General features: G+C 61.0%; 29 protein-coding genes. 12 read left to right on the forward strand and 17 right to left on the reverse strand.

The genetic code is table 11. The annotated features are described in order from the left end of the window. Positions 1–6: 6 nt before the first annotated feature. Complete coding sequence (locus M5G18_RS02165) at positions 7–1,020, forward strand: alpha/beta hydrolase (RefSeq protein ID WP_273898453.1); 1,014 nt, start codon at positions 7–9, stop codon at positions 1,018–1,020. 66 nt (positions 1,021–1,086) lie between these two features. On the opposite strand, the gene M5G18_RS02170 is transcribed toward M5G18_RS02165, so the two are convergent. Both M5G18_RS02170 and earP read right to left on the reverse strand, forming a co-directional pair. Beyond that, positions 1,087–1,656 (reverse strand): elongation factor P, encoded by a 570-nt coding sequence (locus M5G18_RS02170; protein WP_007955690.1) that lies wholly within the window; start codon positions 1,654–1,656, stop codon positions 1,087–1,089. A 48-nt stretch (positions 1,657–1,704) separates the two neighbouring features. Then, positions 1,705–2,847: an elongation factor P maturation arginine rhamnosyltransferase EarP gene (gene earP, locus M5G18_RS02175; RefSeq protein WP_273898454.1), complete on the reverse strand. Its 1,143-nt coding sequence runs from the start codon at positions 2,845–2,847 to the stop codon at positions 1,705–1,707. Positions 2,848–2,971: 124 nt separating this feature from the next. On the opposite strand from earP, the gene M5G18_RS02180 reads away from it, so the two are divergent. Then, on the forward strand, positions 2,972–3,379 hold the full coding sequence (locus M5G18_RS02180; RefSeq protein ID WP_085607160.1) for a hypothetical protein: 408 nt from the start codon (positions 2,972–2,974) through the stop codon (positions 3,377–3,379). Positions 3,380–3,381: 2 nt separating this feature from the next. Next, positions 3,382–3,864 (forward strand): GreA/GreB family elongation factor, encoded by a 483-nt coding sequence (locus M5G18_RS02185; protein ID WP_273898455.1) that lies wholly within the window; start codon positions 3,382–3,384, stop codon positions 3,862–3,864. Positions 3,865–3,872: 8 nt separating this feature from the next. Here the strand turns inward: M5G18_RS02185 and cysB are convergent, their stop codons facing one another. The 5 genes from cysB to M5G18_RS02210 all read right to left on the reverse strand — a co-directional run bounded on the left by cysB (position 3,873) and on the right by M5G18_RS02210 (position 7,831). After that, positions 3,873–4,847, reverse strand: a complete 975-nt coding sequence (cysB, locus tag M5G18_RS02190; RefSeq protein ID WP_007955684.1) for an HTH-type transcriptional regulator CysB — start codon at positions 4,845–4,847, stop codon at positions 3,873–3,875. A 113-nt stretch (positions 4,848–4,960) separates the two neighbouring features. Next, complete coding sequence (locus tag M5G18_RS02195) at positions 4,961–5,464, reverse strand: universal stress protein (protein WP_007955683.1); 504 nt, start codon at positions 5,462–5,464, stop codon at positions 4,961–4,963. Between the two features lie 98 nt (positions 5,465–5,562). After that, on the reverse strand, positions 5,563–6,468 hold the full coding sequence (locus M5G18_RS02200) for a 5'-nucleotidase (RefSeq protein WP_007955682.1): 906 nt from the start codon (positions 6,466–6,468) through the stop codon (positions 5,563–5,565). Between the two features lie 23 nt (positions 6,469–6,491). Next, positions 6,492–7,448, reverse strand: a complete 957-nt coding sequence (locus tag M5G18_RS02205) for a putative 2-dehydropantoate 2-reductase (RefSeq protein ID WP_273898461.1) — start codon at positions 7,446–7,448, stop codon at positions 6,492–6,494. Then, on the reverse strand, positions 7,445–7,831 hold the full coding sequence (locus tag M5G18_RS02210) for a thioredoxin family protein (protein WP_273898462.1): 387 nt from the start codon (positions 7,829–7,831) through the stop codon (positions 7,445–7,447). Before M5G18_RS02210 ends, M5G18_RS02205 begins: the two co-directional genes overlap by 4 nt. Here M5G18_RS02210 and M5G18_RS02215 point away from each other — a divergent pair. Further along, entirely contained in the window at positions 7,830–8,258 is a 429-nt protein-coding gene (locus M5G18_RS02215; RefSeq protein WP_007955677.1) for a PilZ domain-containing protein, read from the forward strand. The genes M5G18_RS02210 and M5G18_RS02215 overlap by 2 nt on opposite strands. 145 nt (positions 8,259–8,403) lie before the next feature. Beyond that, positions 8,404–9,480, forward strand: a complete 1,077-nt coding sequence (locus tag M5G18_RS02220; RefSeq protein WP_011335309.1) for a 3-deoxy-7-phosphoheptulonate synthase — start codon at positions 8,404–8,406, stop codon at positions 9,478–9,480. Positions 9,481–9,548: 68 nt separating this feature from the next. On the opposite strand, the gene M5G18_RS02225 is transcribed toward M5G18_RS02220, so the two are convergent. Continuing rightward, a complete protein-coding gene (locus M5G18_RS02225; protein WP_007955658.1) occupies positions 9,549–9,830 on the reverse strand; it encodes a GNAT family N-acetyltransferase in 282 nt (93 codons plus the stop codon). 637 nt (positions 9,831–10,467) lie between these two features. Here M5G18_RS02225 and oprI point away from each other — a divergent pair. After that, positions 10,468–10,719, forward strand: coding sequence for an outer membrane lipoprotei OprI (gene oprI, locus M5G18_RS02230; RefSeq protein ID WP_003183784.1), 252 nt, complete (start codon positions 10,468–10,470; stop codon positions 10,717–10,719). A gap of 123 nt (positions 10,720–10,842) precedes the next feature. Here the strand turns inward: oprI and M5G18_RS02235 are convergent, their stop codons facing one another. From M5G18_RS02235 to M5G18_RS02245, 3 genes are all read right to left on the reverse strand, one after another. After that, a complete protein-coding gene (locus M5G18_RS02235) occupies positions 10,843–11,814 on the reverse strand; it encodes a L,D-transpeptidase family protein (protein WP_179694172.1) in 972 nt (323 codons plus the stop codon). 152 nt (positions 11,815–11,966) lie between these two features. Continuing rightward, entirely contained in the window at positions 11,967–12,260 is a 294-nt protein-coding gene (locus tag M5G18_RS02240) for a hypothetical protein (protein WP_007955656.1), read from the reverse strand. 57 nt (positions 12,261–12,317) lie between these two features. Then, positions 12,318–12,923, reverse strand: coding sequence for an arylesterase (locus tag M5G18_RS02245; protein ID WP_007955652.1), 606 nt, complete (start codon positions 12,921–12,923; stop codon positions 12,318–12,320). Between the two features lie 10 nt (positions 12,924–12,933). Here M5G18_RS02245 and M5G18_RS02250 point away from each other — a divergent pair, with 10 nt between their 5' ends. From M5G18_RS02250 to greB, 3 genes are read left to right on the forward strand one after another with little or no spacing between them, the layout of a single operon-like run. Next, entirely contained in the window at positions 12,934–13,617 is a 684-nt protein-coding gene (locus M5G18_RS02250) for an ABC transporter ATP-binding protein (protein WP_007955651.1), read from the forward strand. Continuing rightward, positions 13,617–16,121, forward strand: coding sequence for an ABC transporter permease (locus M5G18_RS02255; RefSeq protein ID WP_273898463.1), 2,505 nt, complete (start codon positions 13,617–13,619; stop codon positions 16,119–16,121). The genes M5G18_RS02250 and M5G18_RS02255 overlap by 1 nt, the downstream gene beginning before the upstream one ends. A gap of 34 nt (positions 16,122–16,155) precedes the next feature. Next, positions 16,156–16,653, forward strand: coding sequence for a transcription elongation factor GreB (greB, locus tag M5G18_RS02260; protein WP_039770483.1), 498 nt, complete (start codon positions 16,156–16,158; stop codon positions 16,651–16,653). A gap of 3 nt (positions 16,654–16,656) precedes the next feature. Here the strand turns inward: greB and M5G18_RS02265 are convergent, their stop codons facing one another. From M5G18_RS02265 to M5G18_RS02275, 3 genes are all read right to left on the reverse strand, one after another. After that, the gene (locus M5G18_RS02265) at positions 16,657–16,965 is read right to left on the reverse strand and encodes a hypothetical protein (RefSeq protein ID WP_085607170.1); all 309 of its coding nucleotides are present in this window, start codon (positions 16,963–16,965) and stop codon (positions 16,657–16,659) included. Between the two features lie 250 nt (positions 16,966–17,215). Continuing rightward, positions 17,216–17,650 carry a DoxX family protein gene (locus M5G18_RS02270; RefSeq protein WP_007950955.1) on the reverse strand — a complete coding sequence of 145 codons (435 nt, stop codon included), beginning with the start codon at positions 17,648–17,650 and terminating at the stop codon, positions 17,216–17,218. 107 nt (positions 17,651–17,757) lie between these two features. Further along, a complete protein-coding gene (locus M5G18_RS02275; protein WP_273898464.1) occupies positions 17,758–19,179 on the reverse strand; it encodes an MltF family protein in 1,422 nt (473 codons plus the stop codon). Positions 19,180–19,415: 236 nt separating this feature from the next. Here M5G18_RS02275 and M5G18_RS02280 point away from each other — a divergent pair, with 236 nt between their 5' ends. The 3 genes from M5G18_RS02280 to M5G18_RS02290 all read left to right on the forward strand — a co-directional run bounded on the left by M5G18_RS02280 (position 19,416) and on the right by M5G18_RS02290 (position 22,298). Beyond that, positions 19,416–20,222 carry a TatD family hydrolase gene (locus M5G18_RS02280; RefSeq protein WP_273898465.1) on the forward strand — a complete coding sequence of 269 codons (807 nt, stop codon included), beginning with the start codon at positions 19,416–19,418 and terminating at the stop codon, positions 20,220–20,222. A gap of 108 nt (positions 20,223–20,330) precedes the next feature. Next, on the forward strand, positions 20,331–21,812 hold the full coding sequence (locus M5G18_RS02285) for a methyl-accepting chemotaxis protein (RefSeq protein WP_273898466.1): 1,482 nt from the start codon (positions 20,331–20,333) through the stop codon (positions 21,810–21,812). A 120-nt stretch (positions 21,813–21,932) separates the two neighbouring features. Continuing rightward, on the forward strand, positions 21,933–22,298 hold the full coding sequence (locus M5G18_RS02290; RefSeq protein ID WP_007950951.1) for an Mpo1-like protein: 366 nt from the start codon (positions 21,933–21,935) through the stop codon (positions 22,296–22,298). A 1-nt stretch (position 22,299) separates the two neighbouring features. On the opposite strand, the gene M5G18_RS02295 is transcribed toward M5G18_RS02290, so the two are convergent. The 3 genes from M5G18_RS02295 to M5G18_RS02305 form a co-directional block, all read right to left on the reverse strand. Further along, positions 22,300–23,094: an acyl-CoA thioesterase gene (locus M5G18_RS02295; RefSeq protein WP_273898467.1), complete on the reverse strand. Its 795-nt coding sequence runs from the start codon at positions 23,092–23,094 to the stop codon at positions 22,300–22,302. A gap of 121 nt (positions 23,095–23,215) precedes the next feature. After that, positions 23,216–23,983 (reverse strand): CHAD domain-containing protein, encoded by a 768-nt coding sequence (locus tag M5G18_RS02300; protein WP_273898468.1) that lies wholly within the window; start codon positions 23,981–23,983, stop codon positions 23,216–23,218. A gap of 77 nt (positions 23,984–24,060) precedes the next feature. Continuing rightward, complete coding sequence (locus tag M5G18_RS02305) at positions 24,061–24,339, reverse strand: hypothetical protein (protein ID WP_007950948.1); 279 nt, start codon at positions 24,337–24,339, stop codon at positions 24,061–24,063. Positions 24,340–24,404 lie beyond the last annotated feature (65 nt).

The following is a 24,404-nucleotide window of genomic DNA, read 5'->3' on the forward strand; positions in this document are numbered from 1 at the left end:
ATGAACATGAACACTTTCAGCAAAGTCTTGACCGGTACCCTTCTCGCCCTGTCCATCCACAGCGCATTTGCCGGGGAGGTTGAACACAACACCCAGGCGTTTCTCAATGTGCTGAATGCCGGCACCGGCAAACCGATGGAACAGCTGACACCCAAGGATGCCCGCGCCGTTCTGACCGGCGCACAGTCCGGGGTCAAACTGACGCTGCCCAAGGCAGACGTCAGCGAGAAGACCATCCAGGTCGATGGCCAACCGTTGAGCCTGACCATCGTCCGGCCGGCCGGGGTCAAGGGCGAGCTGCCGGTGTTCATGTTCTTCCACGGCGGCGGCTGGGTGCTGGGGGATTTCCCGACCCACGAACGTCTGGTGCGGGACCTGGTGGTCGGTTCGGGTGCGGCGGCGGTGTTCGTCAACTACACCCCTTCGCCGGAAGCGCATTACCCGGTGGCGATCAACCAGGCTTACGCCGCGACCAAATGGGTGGCCGAACACGGCAAAGAGATCAACGTCGACGGCAAGCGTCTGGCGGTGGCGGGCAACAGCGTCGGCGGCAACATGGCGGCAGTCGTCGCCTTGATGGCCAAAGACAAAGGTACTCCGGCGATCAAATTCCAGGTGCTGCTGTGGCCGGTGACCGACGCCAGTTTCGACACCGGTTCGTATAACCAGTACGCCGAGGGGCACTTCCTCACCCGCAACATGATGAAGTGGTTCTGGGACAACTACACCACCGACGCCAACCAGCGGAACGAGATCTATGCCTCGCCGCTGCGGGCCACGACCGCGCAGTTGAAAGGTCTGCCGCCTGCACTGGTGCAGACCGCCGGGGCCGACGTGCTGCGTGACGAAGGTGAAGCCTACGCCCGCAAACTCGACGAAGCCGGCGTGCCGGTGACCTCGGTGCGCTACAACGGCATGATCCACGACTACGGTTTGCTCAACGTAGTCAGCCAGGTGCCGGCAGTGCGTTCGGCGATGCTGCAAGCCTCGGAAGAACTGAAGCAGCACCTGAAGAAGTAATTTTCATCAGGCACAAAAAAGCCCGACTCAATGGTCGGGCTTTTTCTTTTCCGCAAAAAGCAGTGCTTATTTGGCACGACCTTTGTAGGAACCGCCTTCGCGGGTATCGATCTCGATCATGTCGCCGATTTCGATGAAGTCAGCAACCGACAGCTCGGTACCATTCTTCAGTTTGGCAGGCTTCATCACCTTGCCGGAAGTGTCGCCGCGAGCGGAACCTTCGGTGTAGTCAACCTGACGCACGATGGTGGTCGGCAGCTCTACGGAAACCAGACGGCCTTCGAAGAATACGGCTTCGCAAACGTCGGTCATGCCTTCTTCCACGAATGGCAGAACGCTTTCGATGTCTTCGGCGTTCAGCTCGTACATGGTGTAGTCGGTGGTGTCCATGAACGTGTAGGAGTCACCGCTGATGAAGGACAGGGTCGCTTCTTTGCGATCCAGGATCACGTCGTCCAGCTTGTCGTCCGCACCGTAAACGGTTTCGGTCTTGTAACCGGTCAGCAGGTTCTTCAGCTTGGTCTTCATGATCGCGCTGTTACGGCCCGATTTGGTGAATTCAGCTTTCTGAACCAGCCAAGGATCGTTGTCGATACGGATCACGGTACCGGGTTTGAGTTCTTTACCAGTTTTCATTGCGAATATCCGAATTTGGATGGGATTTACAAAAATCTAGGCCGCGTATCATATCCAATTTCGGTAAAACTGTACCAGCGCCGTCGCAAGATCCGCCTGCAAGGCCTGTTCCAGACACCACGCGCGGGCATTTTCCTGCAGTTCGGGCCAGTGTTTGCGGGCCTCAAGCCAGTGGTCGCCGATAGGCTGCCCGGCACTCCAGGCACGCCATAGACCGTTCATCGCCTCGGCTGCAGCCGGCGAAAGGCGTTTTGTGTAGAGCCCAAGGAAGGCGTCGAGCTTGTCGAGATGGATGTCTTCGTCCTGCTGATAGATGTGCCACAGCATCGGCCGGCCCGCCCATTGCGCCCGGACAAACGAGTCCTCGCCGCGCACTGCGTTGAAATCGCAGCACCAAAGCAATTGATCGTATTGATCCTGCCGGACGAACGGCAGCACCTGCACGGTCAGCGACTGACGAACATGCTTCGCCCCGACCGCCAGCGATTCGACCCCGAGCCAACGGGCGACATCGCCGAGAATCCGCCCTTCCGGCACCAGCAGATGAGTGGGCGTCGAGTCAGCCGCGAGCACATCCAGCCAACTCGCGAGTCCGGCATTCTCGTAGGCAAACAGCGAGATCAGTTGCGCATCGGGCGCAGGAACGATTCCCAGACCGTGCAGGAATTGTCGCTGCGCCTCGGGATCCTGCTGAAACTGCTGACGCCGTTCCAGCAAACCGCTTTCACGCAACAAGCCGCCGGTGCCCGGCTGGAATCCTGGAAAGAAAAAGTACTTCTGCACCGACTTGTACTTCACCGAAGGCAAACCGTGGCAACCGACCACCCAGTCTTCAGCGCTGAGGTAATCGAGGTTCATCCACAATGGCGGCTTTTCCCGTGCTGCCATGGCGTCCATGTAGGCGCTCGGCAACTGGCAGGCAAACGCGGCGATCACCACGTCGGCTGCGTCTGCCTCCGGCCATTCGGCCGGCCAGTGCCGGACTTCCACGCCCTGCTGCCATTGCTGATCGAGGCCGATGTCGATTTCGGGGCAGATGCGTTCGAAGGCGCGCAGGTCATCGACCCACAGCCGAACCGTCATCGCATGCTCGCTGACCAGTTGCCGGGCCAGACGCCAGGTCACGCCGATGTCGCCATAGTTGTCGACGACCGTACAAAAAATGTCCCAGCGGGTGTTCAGTGGCGGCATTCAAGGCTCCCGTTGGCAAAAGCGCCGATTGTCCGCATAAATGTCTCCATGCAGAAGAGCCGACGGCAATTAATCTTCGTGCGACAATCGCCACTCGCCCGCATTCATCCGCCAGGAGGCAGCCATGCCCTATCGTCCCAACCCGCGTCGCCCCTTGCCTGTTCAGCTTAGCGCGCTGCAATTGACCGGCAGCATTGCCCTGGGTCTGTGGCTGGGTTTCCTGGCCATTGCGCTGACGTGCTGGCTGGCTTCACGCTTTTTCTTCAATGAACAACTGGCGCCGGTTGCCCAGGCCGTACAGCAACTGGCCAATCCACCGGCTGTCCGGGCGGTGCCGGACATTCCGCCGCAGAGTCCGCTGTTTGAACAATACGAAGAAAACCTGCGCAAGAACGAGCAACAGGCACGCCTGGATCAGGCCCGTGGCAGCACACGCAATCTGTCGAACCCGAAATGCCAGTTCTGGCTGCAACAGGACCAGACGGCCCCGAGCGAAAAGAGCCGCGCCAACGTCCTGCAATTCTGCGATTAATCATGAATAAACAGATCGTTCACCAACTGATTCTCGACAAGCTGCGCGTCGACCTCGACATCGCCGAACGCGCGGCGCAAACCGCTTACGAAACCGCGACCCACGAAGAAAACATCGCCGAAAACAAGTACGACACTCTGGGACTTGAGGCGTCGTATCTGGCGGCGGGCCAGGCGAAACGGGTCGAGGAAATTCGTCAGTCACTGGCGCTGTGCCAGAACCTGACGCTGCGCGCGTATGACGATCAACGCGGGATTGAAATCGGCGCCCTGCTCGGTCTGGAAGACGAAAACGGTCGTGAACAATGGCTGTTTCTGGCGCCGGATGCGGCGGGTCTGAAAGTCGACGTGGTGGGTCAGCCGATTACCGTCATCACCCCGCGCTCACCGCTGGGCAAAAGCCTGCTGGGCAAGTTCGAGGGTGACGAGGTGGAGATTCTGGTGGCGGGCACCCGGCAACAGTTTGCTGTCACCGAGGTGCTGTAGACAGGGGCTTAGTGAACCGGCAGTTCGACGCCTTCGAACAGCTCTTCCAGTTCCTGCTTGTTGTGGCACTGAATGGCCTTGGCCATGACTTCGCGGGTCAGGTGCGGCGCGAACTTCTCGATGAAGTCGCACATGAAGCCGCGCAGGAAGGTGCCGCGACGGAAACCGATCTTGGTCACGCTGGACTCGAACAGTTCGCTGGCATCGAGCACCACCAGATCGTTATCCAGTTTGGTGTCGACCGCCATTTTCGCCACGATGCCAACACCCAGGCCCAGACGCACGTAGGTTTTGATCACGTCGGCGTCGGCCGCGGTGAACACCACTTTCGGCGTCAGGCCGCGATGGCTGAAGGCTTCGTCGAGTTTCGAACGACCGGTGAAACCGAATACGTAAGTCACGATCGGGTATTCGGCCAGCGCTTCGAGGGTCAGCTTCGGCAGCTTGGTCAGCGGGTGGCCCTGAGGCACGACCACGCAACGGTTCCAGCGGTAGCACGGCATCATCACCAGATCGCCGAACAGCTCCAGCGCTTCGGTGGCGATGGCGAAATCGACGGTGCCGTCAGCGGCCATTTCGGCGATCTGCATCGGCGAACCTTGGTGCATGTGCAGCGCCACGTCCGGGTATTGCTTGATGAAGTTGCTGATCACCGGCGGCAGTGCATAACGCGCCTGGGTGTGGGTGGTGGCGATCGACAGGGTGCCTTTCTTCTCGTTGGAGAATTCCTGGGCGATCTGCTTGATGCTTTCGACCTTGCGAAGAATCTCACCGGCGGTGGTGATGATGCGCTCGCCGGCCGGAGTGACGCGGGTCAGGTGCTTGCCGCTGCGGGCGAACACTTCGACGCCCAGTTCGTCTTCCAGCAGGCGGATCTGTTTACTGATGCCCGGTTGCGAGGTGTAGAGGCTTTGGGCTGTAGCGGAAACGTTGAGGTCGTGGTGCGCCACTTCCCAGATGTAGCGCAATTGTTGAAGCTTCATATGAATCCCTCAAAGCAGGTAGACGCCACGGGCATCAGCGACGGTATATAACTATATTAATGGTTTGAAGAATAAATCTAGAACTTTTTTATCAAAGTGCCATTATTCCTGCTTCAGCGATCCTCCCGACGCCGACGCTCCACCAGCGGCACCAGATAAACCGGCACCTTGGACAATTGCAGCAGCCGGGCTGCCGTTCGCCCCAAAGGTGTTTCCGCCCCGACCCCGTGGCTGTGACTTCCTACGATCAGCAAATCGACAGAGAGTTTCTGCACCTGATCGAGAATCACCTGTGACGGATCGCCCTGCAGCACCCGCACCGCGCGTATCCGTTGCAGGTCCTGCTCGCCCTCGTCCCCCAGCTCTTCACGAAAACTGTCGAGCACCCGCTGCTCGATATTGGCGATGACGGTTTTCAGACCCTGACTGTGAAATTCGTTCAACGCCTGTTCGTCGAGATAGCTCTGCAACACCGATTCGGCAAACAGCCCCATGGGTTCCACCGCGTGCACCACGTACAGATCGGCATTGAACGTTCGCGCCATCGCCAGGGCATGCTGCATCACTAACGGTGCGTACAGACCGAGGTCAGTGGCATACAGCATCGAACGAATCATATGACCTCCTCGCGTGCCAACATGGCGGAGATTTGATTCAGCTTAGCAGTGCCTTGGCGAGTACGACGTGCGACGCAACGTCTTGAACCACGTGGGCTTTAGACCGCCGGTTCGTTGCTGATGCCGTGGGGCACGTGACCGGTCGCCACGACTTCCCGGGCCAGCTCGCAGTGGCCGGCCTGATCGTCGAAAAACACGTCGGCGGCGAAGGCTTCGAGGAACGCCGATTTGGTCAGGCCACCGAGAAACAGCGACTCGTCCAGACGAATGTCCCATTCGCGCAAGGTGCGGATCACCCGCTCGTGAGCCGGCGCCGAACGCGCGGTGACCAGGGCGGTGCGAATCGGGCACTCCTCATCGGAGAACTCGCGCTGCAACAGATTGAGCGCCGCGAGAAAGCCCTTGAACGGCCCGCCGCGCAATGGTTCGCGAGCGGATTCACGCTCCTTGGCCTGGAAGGCTTCGAGGCCACCGGATTGATAGACCCGCTCCGATTCGTCGGAGAACAGCACCGCGTCACCGTCGAAGGCGATGCGCAATTCATCGCTGGCCGCGCGACTGGCGCCGCCGGACAGAATGGTCGCCGCCGCGAAACCGGCATCCAGCGCAGCACGCACGTCCTCAGCGTGAGTAGAAAGAAACAGGTCGCAACCAAAAGCCTTCAGATACGGATAAGGACTGCGCCCGCCGACGAACGCCGCACGGGAAATCGCCAGGCCGTAATGACCAATGGAGTTGAAGACGCGCAGGCCGGTGTCGGCACTGTTGCGCGACACCAGAATCACCTCGACCCGGGCGCGGCCGAGGCGACTGTTGAGGTTGAGCAGTTTTTCCACCAGCGGAAAGGCATCACCCGGCGCGAGGATTTCGTCTTCGTGATCGATCTGATATTGCCGGTAGGCTTCCACGCCACTCGACTCATACACCTTGTGGCTTTCGCTCAGGTCGAACAGGGCACGGGACGAAATCGCCAGCACCAGTTTGTCATCGATGTTCTTGGCCATGCCTTTCCCCCAGTACAACCGGTTTAAACGTTACGCCGGTCGATAAAGCTCAATGTGCGATGCAACGATTCGATTCGCGGCAACTCGCAGCCTGCCGCTTTTGCCGCCGCCAAAGGACGAGCGTAGATCGCCTCGAGCTCCAGCGGTCGCTTGTGCAAAAAGTCGTGGTACATGCTCGGCCAATAGTCGGGCATTTTCTCGGTCATCATGAACAGGTATTCGGCGTAACCGGGCGGCATATCGTGACCGCAGGCCTTGGCGCCCTGCACCACTTCAGCCATCAGCGCCTGAATCAAGGCGCGGCTGTCCGCGTCGGCCATCAACGGCGTGGTGCTGGCACCGAGCAACACCGAAAGGCCGTTGTAGGGAATGTTCCAGACCAGTTTCTGCCAGCGCGCCTGATGCAGGTTCGGCATCGCCTGGGAGTCGAGACCGGCGGCGCGGAACAGGCCGGCGCCCTCCTCGACGATTGCCATACGCGCCGCATCATCCGGTGCCGGGCCGCTGTGATACCCGACGTTCACCGCCCCCAGCGCCTGGTGAGTGATCTGCCCCGGCCCTTCGCGGTGGACGCAGATCAGACACAAACCACCCAGCAAGTGCAGGGAGTCGGGCAGCAACGTCCGCAAGCTGTCTTCGACGTCGAGGCCGTTTTGCAAGACGAGCACTTTCGCGTCGGGTTTGGCCGCCTGAATGATCGACGGCGCCAATCCGGCATTGCTGGTGGTCTTGGCGCCGACCAGCAGCCAGTCGCAAGGCGGCATGTCTTCCGCTGACGAATAGGCCTGCACCGGGTTCAGCGTCAATGCGCCATGCACGGCACTGTCCACCTGCAAACCGCGCTCGGCGACTGCGGAAAATTCACTGCGCAACAGAAAGTGCACATCGAACCCGGCCCGGGCCAGCATCACCCCGTAAAATCCTCCGATGGCGCCGGTGCCGATAATTCCCACCACCGGTTTGTTCACTGCTCCCATCACGGCAACTCCTCTGCAATTCGACCCAGCGCCTGCGCCACGGCTGCGTTCAGCTCATCGACATTCAGGCGCGTGTGCACTGCCCCAAAGAACTCGCCGTCGCGCACCACAAACAGCGCCGGCAAATGAAAGACCTGATAACGCTCGACCAGTCCGCCGTTGTCACCGGCATCGATCCAGCACACGCGATCGACGGCAAGATCGAGCCCCGGCAACACTTCGCGGGCATAACGGCAACTGGCGCAGCCGACGCTGGTGAAGATCACCAGCGAAATGCCGTTCATCGCCAGCAGCCGTTGGTCGGCGTCAAAATCGGTCAGCTGCGATTCGACCACTATACTGGGGGAAACAATGTCAAATGGCCGACACAGGGAGTCTGTGCTCATGGGACGGTTTATTCCTCATCCGGATGATGTGCCCGTTGAATTGACCTTGCTCACACCGGAGTGTATTTCGCGTCAACGGCTGCACACTATCAGCCTCGGCGGCATCGCTTGCAATTACCACCGTGCCTGGCGCCATGGCACCGCCTTGCAGGTGCGCATGCCGACCATCAATGCCGATTTCGCCTATCCGGGCTATGTGGCCTGGTGCCTGCGTCGCAAAAAAGGTTATCTGGTCGGCATTGCATTCACTGATGAGCAGACGCTGTTCAGCGCGCGAATGGGTGAGCAGGTGTGTCAGATCGAGCGCTATTGCCGAATCAACGATGCCCACGATGACCTGCAGGATATCCAGGCGCGCGCCCTGCAATGGGTCGAGCAACACGCCGAAGAGTTCTCCCACGATAGCGTTCGCAAGGCTTTTGCGTAACCAGAGCTGGACTGAACAGTTACTTGCCCATTGTCTAGCAGGCGTCTAACGCGATAAGGTTCGGCTCCCCGACGCGCTTAAATCCGCTGTGCTCCGCCGCGCGGGGATCGCTGGCGGCCGGCACCCGTGACCTGACGAGTAAACGATGGCTGATTTACCGATCAACGACCTGAACGTCGCTTCCAACGAGACCCTGATCACTCCCGATCAGCTCAAGCGTGATATCCCTCTGAGCGACGCTGCCCTGCGCACCGTCACCAAGGGTCGCGAGGTCATCCGCAACATTCTCGATGGCACTGACCATCGTCTGTTCGTGGTGATCGGCCCCTGCTCGATCCACGACATCAAGGCTGCCCACGAATATGCCGATCGCCTGAAGGTGCTGGCGGCAGAAGTCTCGGACACCCTGTATCTGGTCATGCGCGTGTATTTCGAAAAGCCACGGACCACCGTCGGCTGGAAAGGCCTGATCAACGACCCGTACTTGGATGACTCGTTCAAGATCCAGGACGGTCTGCACATCGGTCGTCAGTTGCTGCTGGACCTGGCCGAGAAAGGCCTGCCGACCGCCACCGAAGCCCTCGACCCGATCTCCCCGCAGTATCTGCAGGACCTGATCAGCTGGTCGGCTATCGGCGCCCGCACCACCGAATCCCAGACCCACCGCGAGATGGCTTCCGGCCTGTCCTCGGCGGTCGGCTTCAAGAACGGCACCGACGGCGGCCTGACTGTGGCGATCAACGCCTTGCAGTCGGTTTCCAGCCCGCACCGTTTCCTGGGCATCAACCAGGAAGGTGGCGTGTCGATCGTCACCACCAAGGGCAACGCCTACGGTCACGTGGTGCTGCGCGGCGGTAACGGCAAGCCGAACTACGATTCGGTCAGCGTCGCCCTGTGCGAGCAGGCGCTGAACAAGGCCAAGATCAAGCCGAACATCATGGTCGATTGCAGCCACGCCAACTCCAACAAGGATCCGGCCCTGCAACCGCTGGTGATGGAGAACGTCGCCAACCAGATCCTCGAAGGCAACCAGTCGATCATTGGCCTGATGGTCGAAAGTCACCTGAACTGGGGCTGCCAGGCGATCCCGAAAGACCTCGCCGACCTGCAATACGGCGTGTCGATCACCGATGCCTGCATCGACTGGTCCGCTACCGAAAACACCTTGCGCAGCATGCACGCCAAGCTCAAGGATGTCCTGCCGAAACGTCAGCGCGGCTGACAGCCGTTTCGCAGGCATAAAAAAACGCCGGGCATTGCCCGGCGTTTTTGTGTGTGCGGTGAGGTCAGTCAGATCTTGGCGGTGCGCCGCTGATGACGCTCCATGTAACGCTCCACATAGGAGCACGATGGAATGACCGTGTAGCCCATTTCATCGGCGTACTGCAACGCCCGCTCGGTCAGGGCTGCCGCGATGCCTCGGCCACGCAAGGCGTTGGGCACGAAGGTGCGGTAGATATCCAGGGTCTGTTTCCCCAGATCCATATAGGTCAGGTAGGCACGATGACCGTCCACATTGGTCTCGAACTGATGACCAGCCTGGTCATGGTGGATGGACAACGCCTCGCTCATCACTACTCCTCGCGGGTCTCGAATTCTGACCCCTACCTTACCGATGTTTTCCCGGCGAAGGAACATCTACGCCACCCCGTGCCTGATGGACACCGAGAAGAACTGCACCGATCTCGCGCAACCCGAGCACGTATCAAATAGTAGGCACCATTGGCGAAAATGCTCAAGGTACGCTCGTCATCACGCAGATTGACGGGGCAGTTCCGGTGGACTCAGGGCCGGTTCGGGAGACGATCTTCCCGAGCCGAAAGGCTGAACATCGCCGGATGTTGAGACTTAAGACGAGCCCCCTGTTTTAAAGTCACCTCAACATGGACAAAGATATGCGAGGCGCTGCGCAAATTCGCAACAAAAGTGTGGACGAATCCATATAGACAGACTTTAGCCACTACCTGCAAAACAACGCGCAGCAACGGGAACTTTTTCTCATTAACTCGCTCATCTCGCGGCTTCCAGCTGGATATTTTTTATACAACGCAGTTAAAAGTTGCTCGAAAAAGAATCAACGCCTACAATTTTTTTTGCTTCTTGCCTCACGTCAGTTTACTTACTACAAGTAATGGGTAGTATGTACGCCGGCTATTTCCTCAATCGGAGGAGACAGCCACTTAATTGAAAGTCCTTGAAGGGGAACACGATGAACAACGTTCTGAAATTCTCTGCTCTGGCTCTGGCCGCAGTTCTGGCTACCGGTTGCAGCAGCGCATCGAAAGAAACCGAAGCACGTCTGACCGCTACTGAAGACGCAGCTGCTCGCTCCCAGGCTCGTGCAGACGAAGCTTACCGTAAAGCTGATGAAGCTCTGGCTGCTGCTCAAAAAGCACAACAGACTGCTGACGAAGCTAACGAGCGTGCTCTGCGCATGCTGGAAAAAGCTAGCCGCAAGTAATAGTCCTTCGGGATTGTTATCAAGCCGACCCATTTTTTGGGTCGGCTTTTTTGTGCCTGCAGTTTTCTGCGGGCAATAAAAAACCCGCCGCTGCGCAAGCCTCGGCGGGTTTTGTCTTTCAGCTTACTGCTGCAGGTCGATCGGTGCGCTGGAGACCATCGGCGCCGAGGTGCTCGGCGTGCCGATTTCGGTTGGCAGGCCATCTTCGGCCGCCACCACATCACGCACCACATCCCAGTCCATGCGCAGGTTGTTGGTGATGTCTTCACGCTTGAGCATCGCGTTGATCACGGCGGTGTGCTTGTCGACCACCGACGGGTTGCCCTTGTCGTCGATCGGCGTGTGCGCTTCCAGATATATCTTGCCGCCACTGCGACCGAACTTGTAGGCGTCGTTGAGGATTCGTACCGAAGTCCCCACCGGCACCATGCCGGCCATTTCCAGCACGTTGTTGTTGAACATGCGGAAGCAGCCGTGGCTGGTGCGCATGCCGATACCGAACTTCTTGTTCGAGCCGTGGATCAGGTAGCCTGGCGTGCCCAGGGTGAACTTGAACGGGCCCAGCGGGTTGTCCGGACCGGCCGGCACCACGTTCGGCAGCGGATCACCGTCGGCGGCGTGTTCAGCCTTGATCGAGGCAGGCGGCGTCCAGGTCGGGTTCGGTGTCTTGGCGGTGATCGTGGTGTGCGCGATCGGCGAGCCCCAGCCTTCACGACCGATACCCAGCGGGAAGGTGTACACCACGTTCCGGCCTTTCGGGAAATAGTAGAGGCGGTATTCGGCCAGGTTGATCACGATACCTTCGCGCGGGCCCGGCGGCAGGATGAAGCGGGTCGGCAGAACGATTTCGGTGCCGGCACCCGGCAACCAGGCATCGACGCCCGGGTTGGCCGCGACCATTTCCGAATAACCCAGATCGTAGGTGGTGCCAAGATCGGCAAAGGTGTCTTCGTACTTGGCCTTGATCACCTGCACCTGGCCGATGATGTCCTCACCGGGCGGTGGCAGTGGAAACTCCAGTGCGGCAACGGGACCGGCCACACACAGGGCGGCAAGAGACAGGCAGCGGGTGACGGCAGGAAAACGCGGCAACATCCGGAGAATCCTTCGCAAGATCGACAAGGGTAATAAGAACGCGATTGTACACCGCGCCCAGAGAATTCGGGGAGATACGCCGATGGGCTGGCATCACTCTTCATGATTGAAGCGGCTGCCCGCCCAAACTGCATTCAAAAGAATGATTGCGCTTAGAGCTCGAAACGCAGCTCGGGCCAGATCGGCGAGGTGCCGCGCTTCTGCGATTCGAGGATCGCCCGGCACAGCGAACACAGGCGCTGATCCTGGAACACCCGGCGATCCACACTCGACCAGCGCGGTTGCGCAGGCAGCAGACTGCCGCACAGGGTGCGGTCAGCCGAGCCACCGAGCTCCAGTTGACGGGTCACCAGATGCACTCGCACTTCCTGGCAGGCGAACAGATCCAGCTGTTCGTCAGGCTCGATCAGTTGGTAGGCAAACAGGGACCAGGCAGAACGCGGCATCGGGGGCTCCATTTAGGGGGGCGCCACATTAGCCGAAAGCCTGCCGCTAGAAAAGCCTCATAGCAGCGGTTTTAGCGTCGGCCAGACATTTTCCAGCAACTTGCCCTGAGCCCCGGCCGCCGGGTGCAGACCGTCGGCCTGCATCAAGTCCGGATGCCCGCCCACACCGTCGAGGAAAAACGGCACCAGCGGGATTTTTTTCTCCTCGGCGAGTTTGCCGTAGACCTCGGCAAAGGCATCCGTGTAACGCTTGCCGTAGTTGGGTGGCAACTGCATGCCGAGCAACAGCACCTTGGCACCGCTTTGACGGGAGCTGTCGATCATCGAAGCAAGATTTTGTTGCAATTGCGTCGGCGGCATTCCGCGCAGGCCATCGTTGCCGCCCAATTCGAGGATCACCAGTTCCGGTTTGTGCTCTGCAAGCAGCGCCGGCAGCCGCGCCTGGCCTCCGGCACTGGTGTCGCCACTGATGGACGCATTGACCACTTTGTCGTCAAAACCTTCGGTCTTGAGCCGCTGTTCGAGCAACGACACCCACCCCAGCCGGGTATCCAGTCCGAAACCGGCGCTGATACTATCGCCAACGATCAGGACTGTACCCGCCGCTGCGTTCTGGGCCATGCACATCAAGGCCAGGCCAGCACTCAAAAACCACACACGCATCGGATTCTCCATGGGCGCAAGCATTCTCACCGCGAAGAACCTTAGCAAAGTGGTTCCCAGCGCGGAAGGTGAACTGACCATCCTGCACGAACTCAGCCTGGAATTGAACAAGGGCGACAGCCTGGCCATCGTCGGCGCGTCCGGTTCCGGCAAATCCACCCTGCTCGGTCTGCTCGCCGGCCTCGATCTGCCAAGCAGCGGCGAAGTGACGCTCGCCGGTCAAGGCCTGAGCAATCTTGACGAAGACCAGCGCGCGCGCATTCGCGCCGAACACGTGGGTTTCGTCTTTCAATCTTTCCAGCTGCTCGACAGCCTCAACGCACTGGAAAACGTCATGCTGCCGCTGGAGCTCGACGGCCGCAAAGACGCCCGCAGCCGCGCCACCGAACTGCTGCAACGGGTCGGCCTCGGCCAGCGCCTGACTCACTCGCCGCGCCAGCTCTCCGGCGGTGAACAACAGCGCGTGGCGATTGCCCGGGCGTTCGCCGCCGAGCCGGACGTGCTGTTCGCCGACGAACCCACCGGTAACCTCGACAGCCACACCGGCGAGCGCATCAGCGACTTGCTGTTCGAATTGAACAAGGAACGCGGCACCACCCTGGTGCTGGTGACCCACGACGAACGCCTGGCCCATCGCTGCCGGCGCCTGATCCGTCTTGAAGCCGGCCTGTTGGTCGCCCCTCTGGAGCCTTGATGGCACGTCTGCCGCTGTTGCGTCTGTTCAGTCTCGCCCTGCGCCAACTGCTGCGCGATGCCCGCGCCGGTGAACTGCGGGTGCTGTTTTTCGCCTTGGTCGTGGCGGTCGCGGCGAGTACCGCGATCGGCTATTTCGGCGCCCGCCTCAACGGCGCGATGATGCTGCGCGCCACCGAGTTTCTCGGCGCCGACCTGTCACTCGAAGGTAGCTCGCCGGCTCGCCCGGAACAGATCAGGAGCGGCACCGAGCTACGCCTGGATCATGCGCAGGTGGTGGAGTTTTCCAGCGTCATTGCCACGGACAACGGCATTCAGCTCTCCAGTATCAAAGCCGTCGACCGCGCCTATCCGCTGCGCGGCGAATTGAAAAGCGCCCCCGCGCCCTACGCGACAGAAGAAGCCGGTGGCGAGCCGCAGCCCGGTGAAGCCTGGGTCGAAGCACGCCTGCTGACGGCGCTGGACCTGAAGATCGGCGACAGCATCGACGTCGGCATGAAGACGTTGAAACTGACGCGAGTGCTGACTTACGAACCGGATCGCGCCGGCAACTTCTACAGCCTGACGCCACGAGTACTGATCAACCTCGACGACCTCGCTGCGACCGGCGTGGTGCAACCCGGTAGCCGGGTGAGCTACCGCGAACTGTGGCGCGGTGAGCCGCAGGCGCTGGAAACCTATCGCCAACTGATCAAACCGGGCCTCGCCGCCAACCAGCGGATTCAGGATGCCCGCGACGGCAACCGACAAATCGGCGGCGCACTGGGCAAGGCCGAACGTTATCTGAACATGGCCAGTCTGGTCGCCGTGCTTCTGGCCGGTGTCGCGGTGGCGCTATCGGCCAACCGCTTTGCCAGCCGCCGTTTCGATGCCAGCGCCCTGCTGCGTTGCCTGGGCCTGTCGCGCCGGGAAACCCTGGTGCTGTTCAGTCTGCAACTGACGGTGCTCGGCCTGCTCGCCAGCCTCAGCGGCGCCCTGCTCGGCTGGCTCGCGCAATTGGGATTGTTCGCGCTGCTGCATGATCTGCTGCCGACCGACGTTCCGCCGGGCGGCTTGCTGCCGGCACTGGCCGGCATCGGAACCGGACTGGTGGCGCTAGCCGGTTTCGCCCTGCCACCGCTCGCCGCACTGGGCCGCGTGCCGCCATTGCGGGTTTTGCGGCGGGACATGCTGCCGATTCCATCAAGTACCTGGATGGTCTACGGTGCGGCACTCGGTGCGCTCGGGTTGATCATGTGGCGACTGAGCCTCGACCTGCTGCTGACGTTCGCCCTGCTCGGCGGCGGTGTGGTCGCCGCGCTGGTGCTCGGCGGTTTGTTGCTGTTGCTGCTGCAAAGCATGCGTCGCCTGCTCGCCCGCGCCTCCCTGCCGTGGCGTCTCGGGTTGGGTCAGTTATTGCGCCACCCATTGGCGGCAGCCGGCCAGTCATTGGCTTTCGGGCTGATTCTGCTGTCCATGGCGTTGATCGCCTTGCTGCGAGGTGAACTGCTCGACACCTGGCAGAACCAGTTGCCGAAAAACGCCCCCAACTATTTCGCCCTGAACATCCTGCCGGCGGACAAACAGGCGTTCACCGATCACCTGATCAATGTCTCGGCCCAGGCCGCGCCACTGTATCCGGTGGTGCCGGGACGGCTGATCAGCATCAATGGCGAAGCGGTGCAGCAGATCGTCAGCAAGGACTCGGCCGGCGACCGCGCGATCCAGCGCGACCTGAGCCTGACCTGGGCGGCGGATCTGCCGGCGGGCAACAAGATCACCGCCGGTTCGTGGTGGAACGGCCAACCTTCGGATGACGTTCCGGGCGTTTCGGTGGAAGGCAAGGTAGCCGAGAGTCTCAAGCTCAAGCTGGGCGATCACATGGTGTTCAGCGTGGGCGGGGTCAATCGCGAAGCGAAGGTCACCAGCCTGCGGGAGATCAACTGGGACAACTTCCAGCCGAACTTCTTCATGATCTTCCAGCCTGGCACCCTGAAGGATCTGCCGGCGACCTACCTGACCAGCTTCTATCTGGCCCCCGGTCACGATCAGCAGATTGTCGAGCTGTCGCGAGCATTCCCGGCGGTGACCATCCTGCAGGTCGAAGCCTTGCTCGAACAGCTGCGCAGCATCCTCGCCCAAGTCACCCTGGCGGTGGAGTATGTGTTGTTGTTTGTGTTGGCGGCGGGGATGGCGGTGCTGTTTTCCGGGTTGCAGGCAACCCTGGATGAACGCATTCGCCAAGGAGCGTTGTTGCGCGCGCTGGGGGCCGAGCGGCAGTTGCTGATCAACGCGCGACGGATCGAGTTCGGCTTGCTCGGCGCGGTCAGCGGATTGCTCGCGGCGATCGGTTCGGAAGTGGTGAGTCTGGTGCTGTATCGCTTCGCCTTCGACCTGCCGTGGCATCCTCATCCGTGGTTGCTGCTGTTGCCGTTGATCGGCGCGGCGCTGATTGGCGGCGCCGGCGTGTTCGGCACGCGGCGTGCGCTGAACGCCAGCCCGCTGACAGTGTTGCGCGAGGGTTGATAGACTCCAGCCGTCTTAATCAAAAGAAGTTGCCATGAGCCGTTATCGCCCTCCCCGCACCGCCGGCACCGCGCTGATCACCCCCGAAGGTGAAGCGCGGATGCGCGCCGAATTCCATGAGCTGTGGCATGTGCGCCGTCCGCAGGTGACGCAGTCGGTCAGCGAGGCGGCGGCTCAGGGTGATCGTTCGGAAAATGCCGAGTACACCTACGGCAAGAAAATGCTGCGCGAGATCGACAGTCGCGTGCGCTTTCTCACCAAACGCCTTGAGGCGTTGAAAGTGGTCAGCGAAAAACCGAGTGATCCGAACAAGGTCTACTTCGGCGCCTGGGTGACCATCGAAGACGAGGACGGCAAACAGTCGCGCTATCGCATCGTCGGCCCGGACGAACTGGACCTGAAACTCGGCCTGATCAGCATCGACTCCCCGCTGGCCCGCGCCCTGATCGGCAAGGCGCTAGATGCGGAAGTACGGGTACAGACGCCGACCGGCGAACAGTTCGTCTACATCGTGGCGATCGAATATCCCTGACGCTCAGCGCCGGGTGATCAGGCCCTGGCGTGCGACACGGGTCAGTTGGCGAATCATTTCCGGCGCTTCTTCGAGGCTCGGGGCCTGAATGACGGCCAGATCGAAACTGTCATCGGCAAAACGCGCCAGCGACTCACCGTCTTCAACGAACTGGATCAGGAAGGCGGCAGGACCGCCGCTGCGACGTGGCCAGCCATCGAGATAACGCAACAGCGTCGGCTGATGTTTGCCGCCAAGCAGGATTTTCGGATTGCGCTGGGTGATGTGTGCCGTGATCGGCGCGGGACGTGCTGGAGGGCGTAGTGCATTCATCGTGTCGTGTCTCTGCCTCAAAAGTCTGCATGGCAGGTGAGAGGCAACACCGAACCAGCGCTTTAGCGGTATTTCGAAGCCCTGTTCCGGCTTCTGACGGCAACTGAAGAATAGTCACCTGGCGCCCCGCAAGTAGCTGTTTAAATCGGCGCATGAGCGGCATCCTAGAGAACGTGACCGGCCAGTGTCAAGAATCAGCCGCAACAAAAAAGGCCCGCACAATGCGGGCCTTTTGCTTGAGCCAGAGCCTTCAACCGGCGATGGCGCGATCCACCGAGAGCTTGCCGGCGCCTTCGATCAGCACCGCGAGGCTGCCGCCGAGCAGGGCCAGAGCGAACTCGTAACCGTTGTTGGCCATGAACAGACCGTTGCTGATGTGCACGGTGAAGATCGCCACCAGCGACAGGAAGGTCAGACCCAGTGCCGCCGGGCGAACCAGCAGGCCGATGATCAGCGCCAGACCGGCGAAGAACTCGGTGCCGCCGGCCAGGGTGGCCATCAGGTAACCCGGGGTCAGGCCGATGCTTTCCATGTATTGCGCAGTGCCTGCCAGACCGTAGCCACCGAACAGGCCGAAGAGTTTCTGCGAACCGTGGGCGGCGAAGATCACGCCGACGGCAATGCGCAGAATGGTCAGACCGTAGCCGGCGCGGGTGAACAGAACCTTGTTGATCAGAGAGCTCATGTTGCGTTTCCTTGTTGTCAGAAGTGCTTGTTGGTTGGCCGCTATATTAATCAGTTAATTTCATGTTAAAAGCGCAAAAATTCCGCCATAACAATCAATTTATTAGATCATTTGCGTGAGACCACTTTCTGCCCCCGGGGCTCCAACGACTCCCGCTCCCGGTCGAACGCCAAGTAATACTTGTTCACGCTATTAACATAGCTGACGGCCCCCATTCCCACCTGCTCCATGGCGATGCGCTCGACCTGGAAAAACCACTGGTTGGGATTCAGGCCGCGACGCCGCGCCTCGGCGCGCATGCCTTGCACCCGCTCCGGGCCGATGTTGTACGCCGCCAGAGTGAACGCCATGCGCTCGCGTTCGTTGAGCTTGGGACTGTTGAAGAACTTGCGGCGGATCATCGCCAGGTACTTGGCCCCGGCCTGCACATTTGCATCGAGATTCTGGATATTGTTGACGCCGACCCGCTGCGCGGCGGACGGGGTGATCTGCATCAGCCCGGTCGGCCCGCTGCCGCTGCGCGCGTTGGGCTGCAGCGCCGACTCCTTGAACGCCAGCGCTGCCAGGTTGAGCCAGTCCATGTTCTGCGCTTCGGCGTGCTTTTGCAGGGTCGGGCGCAGTTTTTCCAGGCGCTGACGGTCAGCCTTGGCCAACGGATAGTGCACCTGATAGAGACGGCGGTAGATCCGCAGGAACGCCGCATCTTCGTTCGACGGTTTTTTGTAGCCCGTCAGGAAGCGGTCGATGCTGGCCCGCAACATCGAGGCATCACGGCGCACGAACCAGTATTCCTCGCCCGGTTCGCTGATCATCACCTGACGGTCGAAACGCAGCTTGGGCAGGATCTTGCCCCAACGCTCGGCAATCGGTTGCTCGACGATGGTCAGGTGGAAGATCCCGCCCTGAACCATCTCCAGCACATCCTCGACCGCCAGCGTCGGATCGACCCATTCGATCTTGATCGGCGCCAGCTTGTGCAGCGCCAGCTTCTGGTTGAGCTGGCTGACCGCCTCCCCCGCCGCACTGCCGGTGGGCAGCGCCAGGGTTTTGCCGGCCAGTTGCTCGACCTTGGTGTAGCGCTTTTCACCCTTGATGCCGACCAGCACCAGTGGCACGTTGCTGGCGATCGGCTCGCTGCTGGCGACCGCGTGGCCCGGTTGCAGCTCGAGCAGTTCACCCGGCGCAACAAGATCGCCTTCGCCGCGCTGCAACGCGCCGAGCAGTTGATCCTTGGCTTTGGGGATGATCTTGAGGGTGATTTCCTGGCCATCGCGGGAGTGGCCATTGAGGTATTGCTCGAAGGCGCGCAGCCGGTGGTATTCGATGCCGATGGCCTGGCCCTGGACTTCGCCGGAGCTGTTGCGGCTCTGATTGACCAGCACTCGCAAGACGCGGCTGCTGCGGATTTCGGTCAGGTCGCGGACCTTGGCGGCCGGCACGGCTTGCAGCGGCCCGGGCAGCCGCGCGACCGCCGTCATCGGCAGTAGCAACGAACCACACAGCAGGAGCAAAACCGAGGGACGAACCATCCACTCTCCGGAAAGAATACGGGGCGCTTTCACCGCTGAGCGGTCGCAAAACACCGACGAAAACAGAGCGCCTGGAGCGCTGATAAAGTGCGAGAGACTGGCACAGTGATGGCAACTCTGCCACCCCAGCCTGCCTCGCGGCCTCAACAGACAGCCATAAGCCGTTGTAGTTCTTGGCTTTTCTTATAAATCTACAGCTCTGATATGCTTTCCGGCCTTCGGCCCGAGGTAGCACCATGCAACTCATCGATATCGGCGTCAACCTGACCAACCCCAGTTTCGCCGACAAACACCAGGCCGTGCTCGACCGCGCTTACGATGCCGGGGTCTGCCAACTGGTGCTGACCGGCACCAGCGTCGAAGGCAGCGAACAGGCACTGGAGCTGTGCCAGCAACTGGATCCGGACGGCCAGCGACTGTTCGCCACCGCTGGCATTCACCCGCATTCGGCCAGCGACTGGAACGCCGACAGCGCACGGCGTCTGCGCAGCCTGCTGCAGGAATCTAACGTGGTGGCGGTGGGCGAATGCGGGCTGGATTTCAACCGCGATTTCTCGCCGCGCCCGCAGCAGGAAAAAGTCCTCGAAGAACATCTGGCGCTGGCTGCCGAACTGCAATTGCCGGTGTTTCTGCACGAACGTGATGCGAGCCAGCGCCTGCTGGAAATCCTCCGTGACTTCCGCGACCGATTGCCCGCCGCTGTGGTGCATTGCTTCACCGGTGAGCAGACAGCGCTGTTCAGCTACCTCGATATGGACCTGCACATCGGCATCACCGGCTGGATCTGCGACGAGCGTCGCGGCACCCATTTGCATCCGCTGGTGAAGGAAATCAAACGCGGTCGCCTGATGCTGGAAAGCGATGCGCCGTACCTGCTGCCGCGCACATTGCGGCCGAAGCCGAAAAACGGCCGCAACGAGCCGGCGTATCTGACCGAAGTGCTGCGCGAAGTGGCATTGCATCGAGGCGAAACCGAAGAGGATCTGGCGGCCCACACCACCGCCTGCGCGCGTGCGTTTTACGGTTTACCTACCCTGCCCTAGCCGAGGCGAATGCATCACTTGTTGATGCACATCAAGATCCGGACACCTGCGTAGCGGCACAATAATGGCACCTTGCCAAAACTGTTTCCGCTATCAGAGAAGACCTCCATGGGTGCCTGGCTTAGCAATATCTCGCTGAAATACAAATTCTGGGCGGTCAACGCGGTCGCCTTTGTCACCACCCTGTTACTGGTGCTGTACGCCGTACAGCTCGAACAACAAGCCCGCAGCCACGCCGCGCAAACCTCGGCCCAGGCCCAGGCGCAGTTGCTCAAGGCCTGGCCGGCCGGGCAAGCACTGCCCAAATCCGATCAGGTACTGACTTTCAAACGCGGCGAAGCGCCGCGCCTCAACGATCAGCCTCTGCTGGAGATTACCGACAGCAGCGGCTGGATCGAGATCAGTCACCTGCCATTGTTCGGTGAAAATCCGCTGCTCGGCGCCGAGGTCTTCAGCCGTGCCGATGGCCAGCAGGTCGCCGTGACCGCCTACGCCCCCAGCCTCAGCCAGGTGTTCAGCGAGCGCTTCGCCAACTACGCGGTGGCGGTGTTCATCCTGATGCTGGCGATGCTCGGCGCTTCACAATTGTTGATCCGCTTTCTGCTCAGCCAGCTCAACACCCTCAAGGACGTGATGCTGCACGTGGAGAAAACCGGCGACCTCGCCGCCCGCGTGCCGCTGGCCTGTAAGGATGAAGTCGGTCAGATGGCCAACGCGTTCAACGCGATGCAGGCCGGTTATCAGCGAGTGGTGACCACCGTGGCCAACACCGCGCGACAACTCGACGTCGGCGCGGCGCGACTGGCTTCGAGCATGAACGAGGTACGCCACGGCATGCTCGGCCAGCAGAGCGAAACCGATCAGGCCGCCACGGCGATCAACGAAATGACCGCCACCGTCTACCACATCGCCCAGCACGCCGGCGCCACTCGCGATCTGTCGCAGACCGCGGATGGCCTGGCCGGCAGCGGCCAGCAAGTGGTGAGCCGGGTGCAGACTTCGATTGCCGGGCTGTCCAGCGGCGTGCAACAGACCGCCGAGATGATCCAGCGTCTGGCCGAGGACAGCCAGAAGATCAACGGCGTGGTCAGCGTGATTCATAGCATTGCCGAACAGACCAATCTGCTCGCACTTAACGCCGCGATCGAAGCGGCGCGCGCCGGGGAAATGGGGCGCGGGTTCGCGGTGGTCGCCGACGAGGTGCGCAACCTCGCCAAACGCGTGCAGACCTCCACCGATGAAATCACCACCATGGTGTCGGCGTTGCAGGCCGGCACCCGCGACGCGGTGGACTTCATGCAGGAGAGTTCGTACAAGGCCGACGACTGCGTGCAGCAGGCGCAAGAGGCCGGCGAAGCGCTGGCGGAAATCACCGGAGCGGTGGCGCAGATGCGCGAGAGCAACACGCAGATTGCGGTGGCGGCGGAGCAGCAAAGTCAGGTGGCCGAAGAGATGAACCGCGCGGTGGTGAGCATTCGCGATGTCACCGAAAACACTGTGCAACAGACCGTGGATTCGGCGACCACCAGTAACGAGTTGGCGACACTGGCCGGGGAACTGAACAAGGCGATAGGCCAATTGAAGCTCTAGGGGGCAACATCAAGATTGGCCATTGTTCCTATCACTTCAATAGCCAACCTTGATTCGCCGCCCCGGCTGCCCGGGCCTATTCTTCAACCATGTACCGAACATGGAATGAGGAGCAGCAACATGGGCAAACGTCACCCCAACCTTCCCGCGTGGCAATGGCGCGCGTACCCGAACAACCATCAGCACCCGACCAATCTGGTGCTGCACCTGATTGCCGTGCCGCTGTTCATTGTCGCGTTTCTGTTAATCGTCTCGGGGGTGTTCAGCCTGAGTCTGGCGAGCGTGGCGATCGGCGTGATCGGCATCATCGCGGCGCTGGGTCTGCAGCGTCACGGTCACAGCCTGGAGGCGCAAGCCTCCGAGCCGTTCAGTGATCGCAAGGACGCCGTCTCGCGTCTGCTGGTCGAGCAGTTCCTGACGTTTCCGCGGTTCTTCCTCAGTGGCGGCTGGTTCCGCGCCTGGCGCGAACGCCATCGCCGCCATTGAGTCAGGCGAAGATCGTCACCGTCTGCCGACTCATGGCAATCAGCTCACCCTTCGCGCTCCACAGCTTGGCGGCGACATGGCCGTAACCGTCAGCCGCATACTCGATGTCCGCCAGGTATTGGCAAAAATCCAGCGTGCTCAAATCGCGTAACGGATGAACGAATTCGATGGTCCAGGTCAGCGTGCTGCCCGGTGCCGGTTTCTTCAGGTAAGGCAACAGCGCGGGAGGCCAGGCATCGACCAGCGCCAGCAGGTGCGCCTCGTTGACCGGCTCTTCCTTCACATCCCCGCGCAAACGCACCCAACCGCCCATCAGCCGCGATTGATTGCCCGTGAACGGCATGCCGCCGACACTCCAGCGCATCGCCAGATGACGCATGAACTCGGGCGTTACACCTTTGATGTACGGCAGTTCCTGGCAGTCGTCCCAGTGCTTCATCTCCGGCGCGGGATACGCTTCAACCGCCACTTCCGACGGCCGCGAAGCCCCGAAGCTGCCTTGCACCATCGTCACCACCTGGCCGTTTTGCACCGCACGCCCCAGCACCTGACTGACCGCCTTGCCTTCGCGCAGCACTTCGACTTCAAAGCTCACCGGCACTTCGGGCTCGACCGGGCCGACAAAAGTGATCGCCAACGAACGCACCGGCCGATCGGCAGGCACCTTGCTCCGCATCACTTCAAATTGCAGCGCGGCCACCAACCCGCCAAAACTGGCCCGGCCCTGCCCCCACTCCGCCGGAATCGTGACCTCCGGTTGACGACGGACAGCATCGATCAGATCGCAAAAGCGCATGGAAACCTCGGACACGAAAAAGGGAATGACCGGATCTTAACCAGCGCGGCAGAGCGGCGCAGCGTCCATTCCGGTCAAAGAGACTGACAGATAAGACAGCGGTGCTGCGCGCCAGCGGGTTTCAGGACTTGAAGCAGGCCGCGCTGAGTTTTTCCAGCACCCGGTCGGCCTTGATTTCGGCCTGGATCATGGTCGCCTGCCAGGTGGCGACGCAGGGTTGCAGATCCGGCTCCAGCTCGGCGCGGGCCAGCCATTGCCAGCAATCGTGCCAGTCACCGAGGGCGCCTTGTGCGGATTTAAGACGGGTCAATGCGGGTTTCGGCAGGCGATCGAGTTCGGGATAGGCCTCGATGCCGTAACGTACACGCTTGATCAGCAGCCGCAGGCGATGGCGGTCGTGGGCCGGATCGTGCAGCGCCACGTCGAGGTTCTTCCATTGTTTGCCCAGACGTTTTTCGATGCGTTTGTCCAGGCGTTCGAGCAATCCCTGGCGCTGGGACGCGCGCAAAAAACGCGGAAAGGCATCGAGCATCATCAGCAGCGACGCCACTTCGGCGCTGGCCGCCAGCGCCGGGTAGGCCTCGGCCATCTGTGCCATGCGCCGCTGCGCGGCTTCGGGCTGACCATGTTCGAGCAGATACGCCGCCAGCACCTCGCGGTCGCGCCATGGCGTGGTCAGTTGCCCCACCGCAGCGGCCGCATCTTCCAGTTGTTCGACACCGGGCAAACCGCGCAACGGTCGCAGCAGACTGCGCAAGCGCCGTACGGTGGTGCGCAGATCGTGCAGCGCCTCAGGATCAGTCCGGGCGGTCAAACGTGCCTGACAGGCCAGCAGCCTGACTTCCAGGCTCAAGACATGAGCCACCAACCGATCAACCAACGCAGACATCGCTTGCTCCTGAATTCAATGGCTTTGCACGAGTGTGCGCCGGCGCAAGCGACCTGCCCTTGCGCCACGTCAGCAGCTTAGCGCCCGGCGCGGGATTCGCGAATGTAGAAACGCGCTTTTTCGGCTTTCTTGGTGCAGCCTTCGAACCCCTCGAATTGCTGTTGGGTCTTGGCCGCCGTCAACAGCGACAGCGCCTTGGAATAGCTGACGGTGCCGGCAAACCCTTCGGCCTTCGCCAGATCCAGTTCATGCCACGCCGCGTCGAGCTGGCTGCCGCAGCTGTCGCGGTAAGCGGTCTTGCCGGCGCAACCGGCCAATGCCAGCGCCATCAACGGCACACAGATCCAGGCTTTCATCACTCACACCTCAAAGATAGGTCAACAGTCGTGCAGGTAAGACGGTGCGCCAGCGAAAAAGTGCC

Source organism: Pseudomonas aphyarum (genome assembly GCF_028657055.1).
In the GTDB taxonomy this organism is placed as follows: Bacteria; Pseudomonadota; Gammaproteobacteria; order Pseudomonadales; family Pseudomonadaceae; genus Aquipseudomonas; species Aquipseudomonas aphyarum.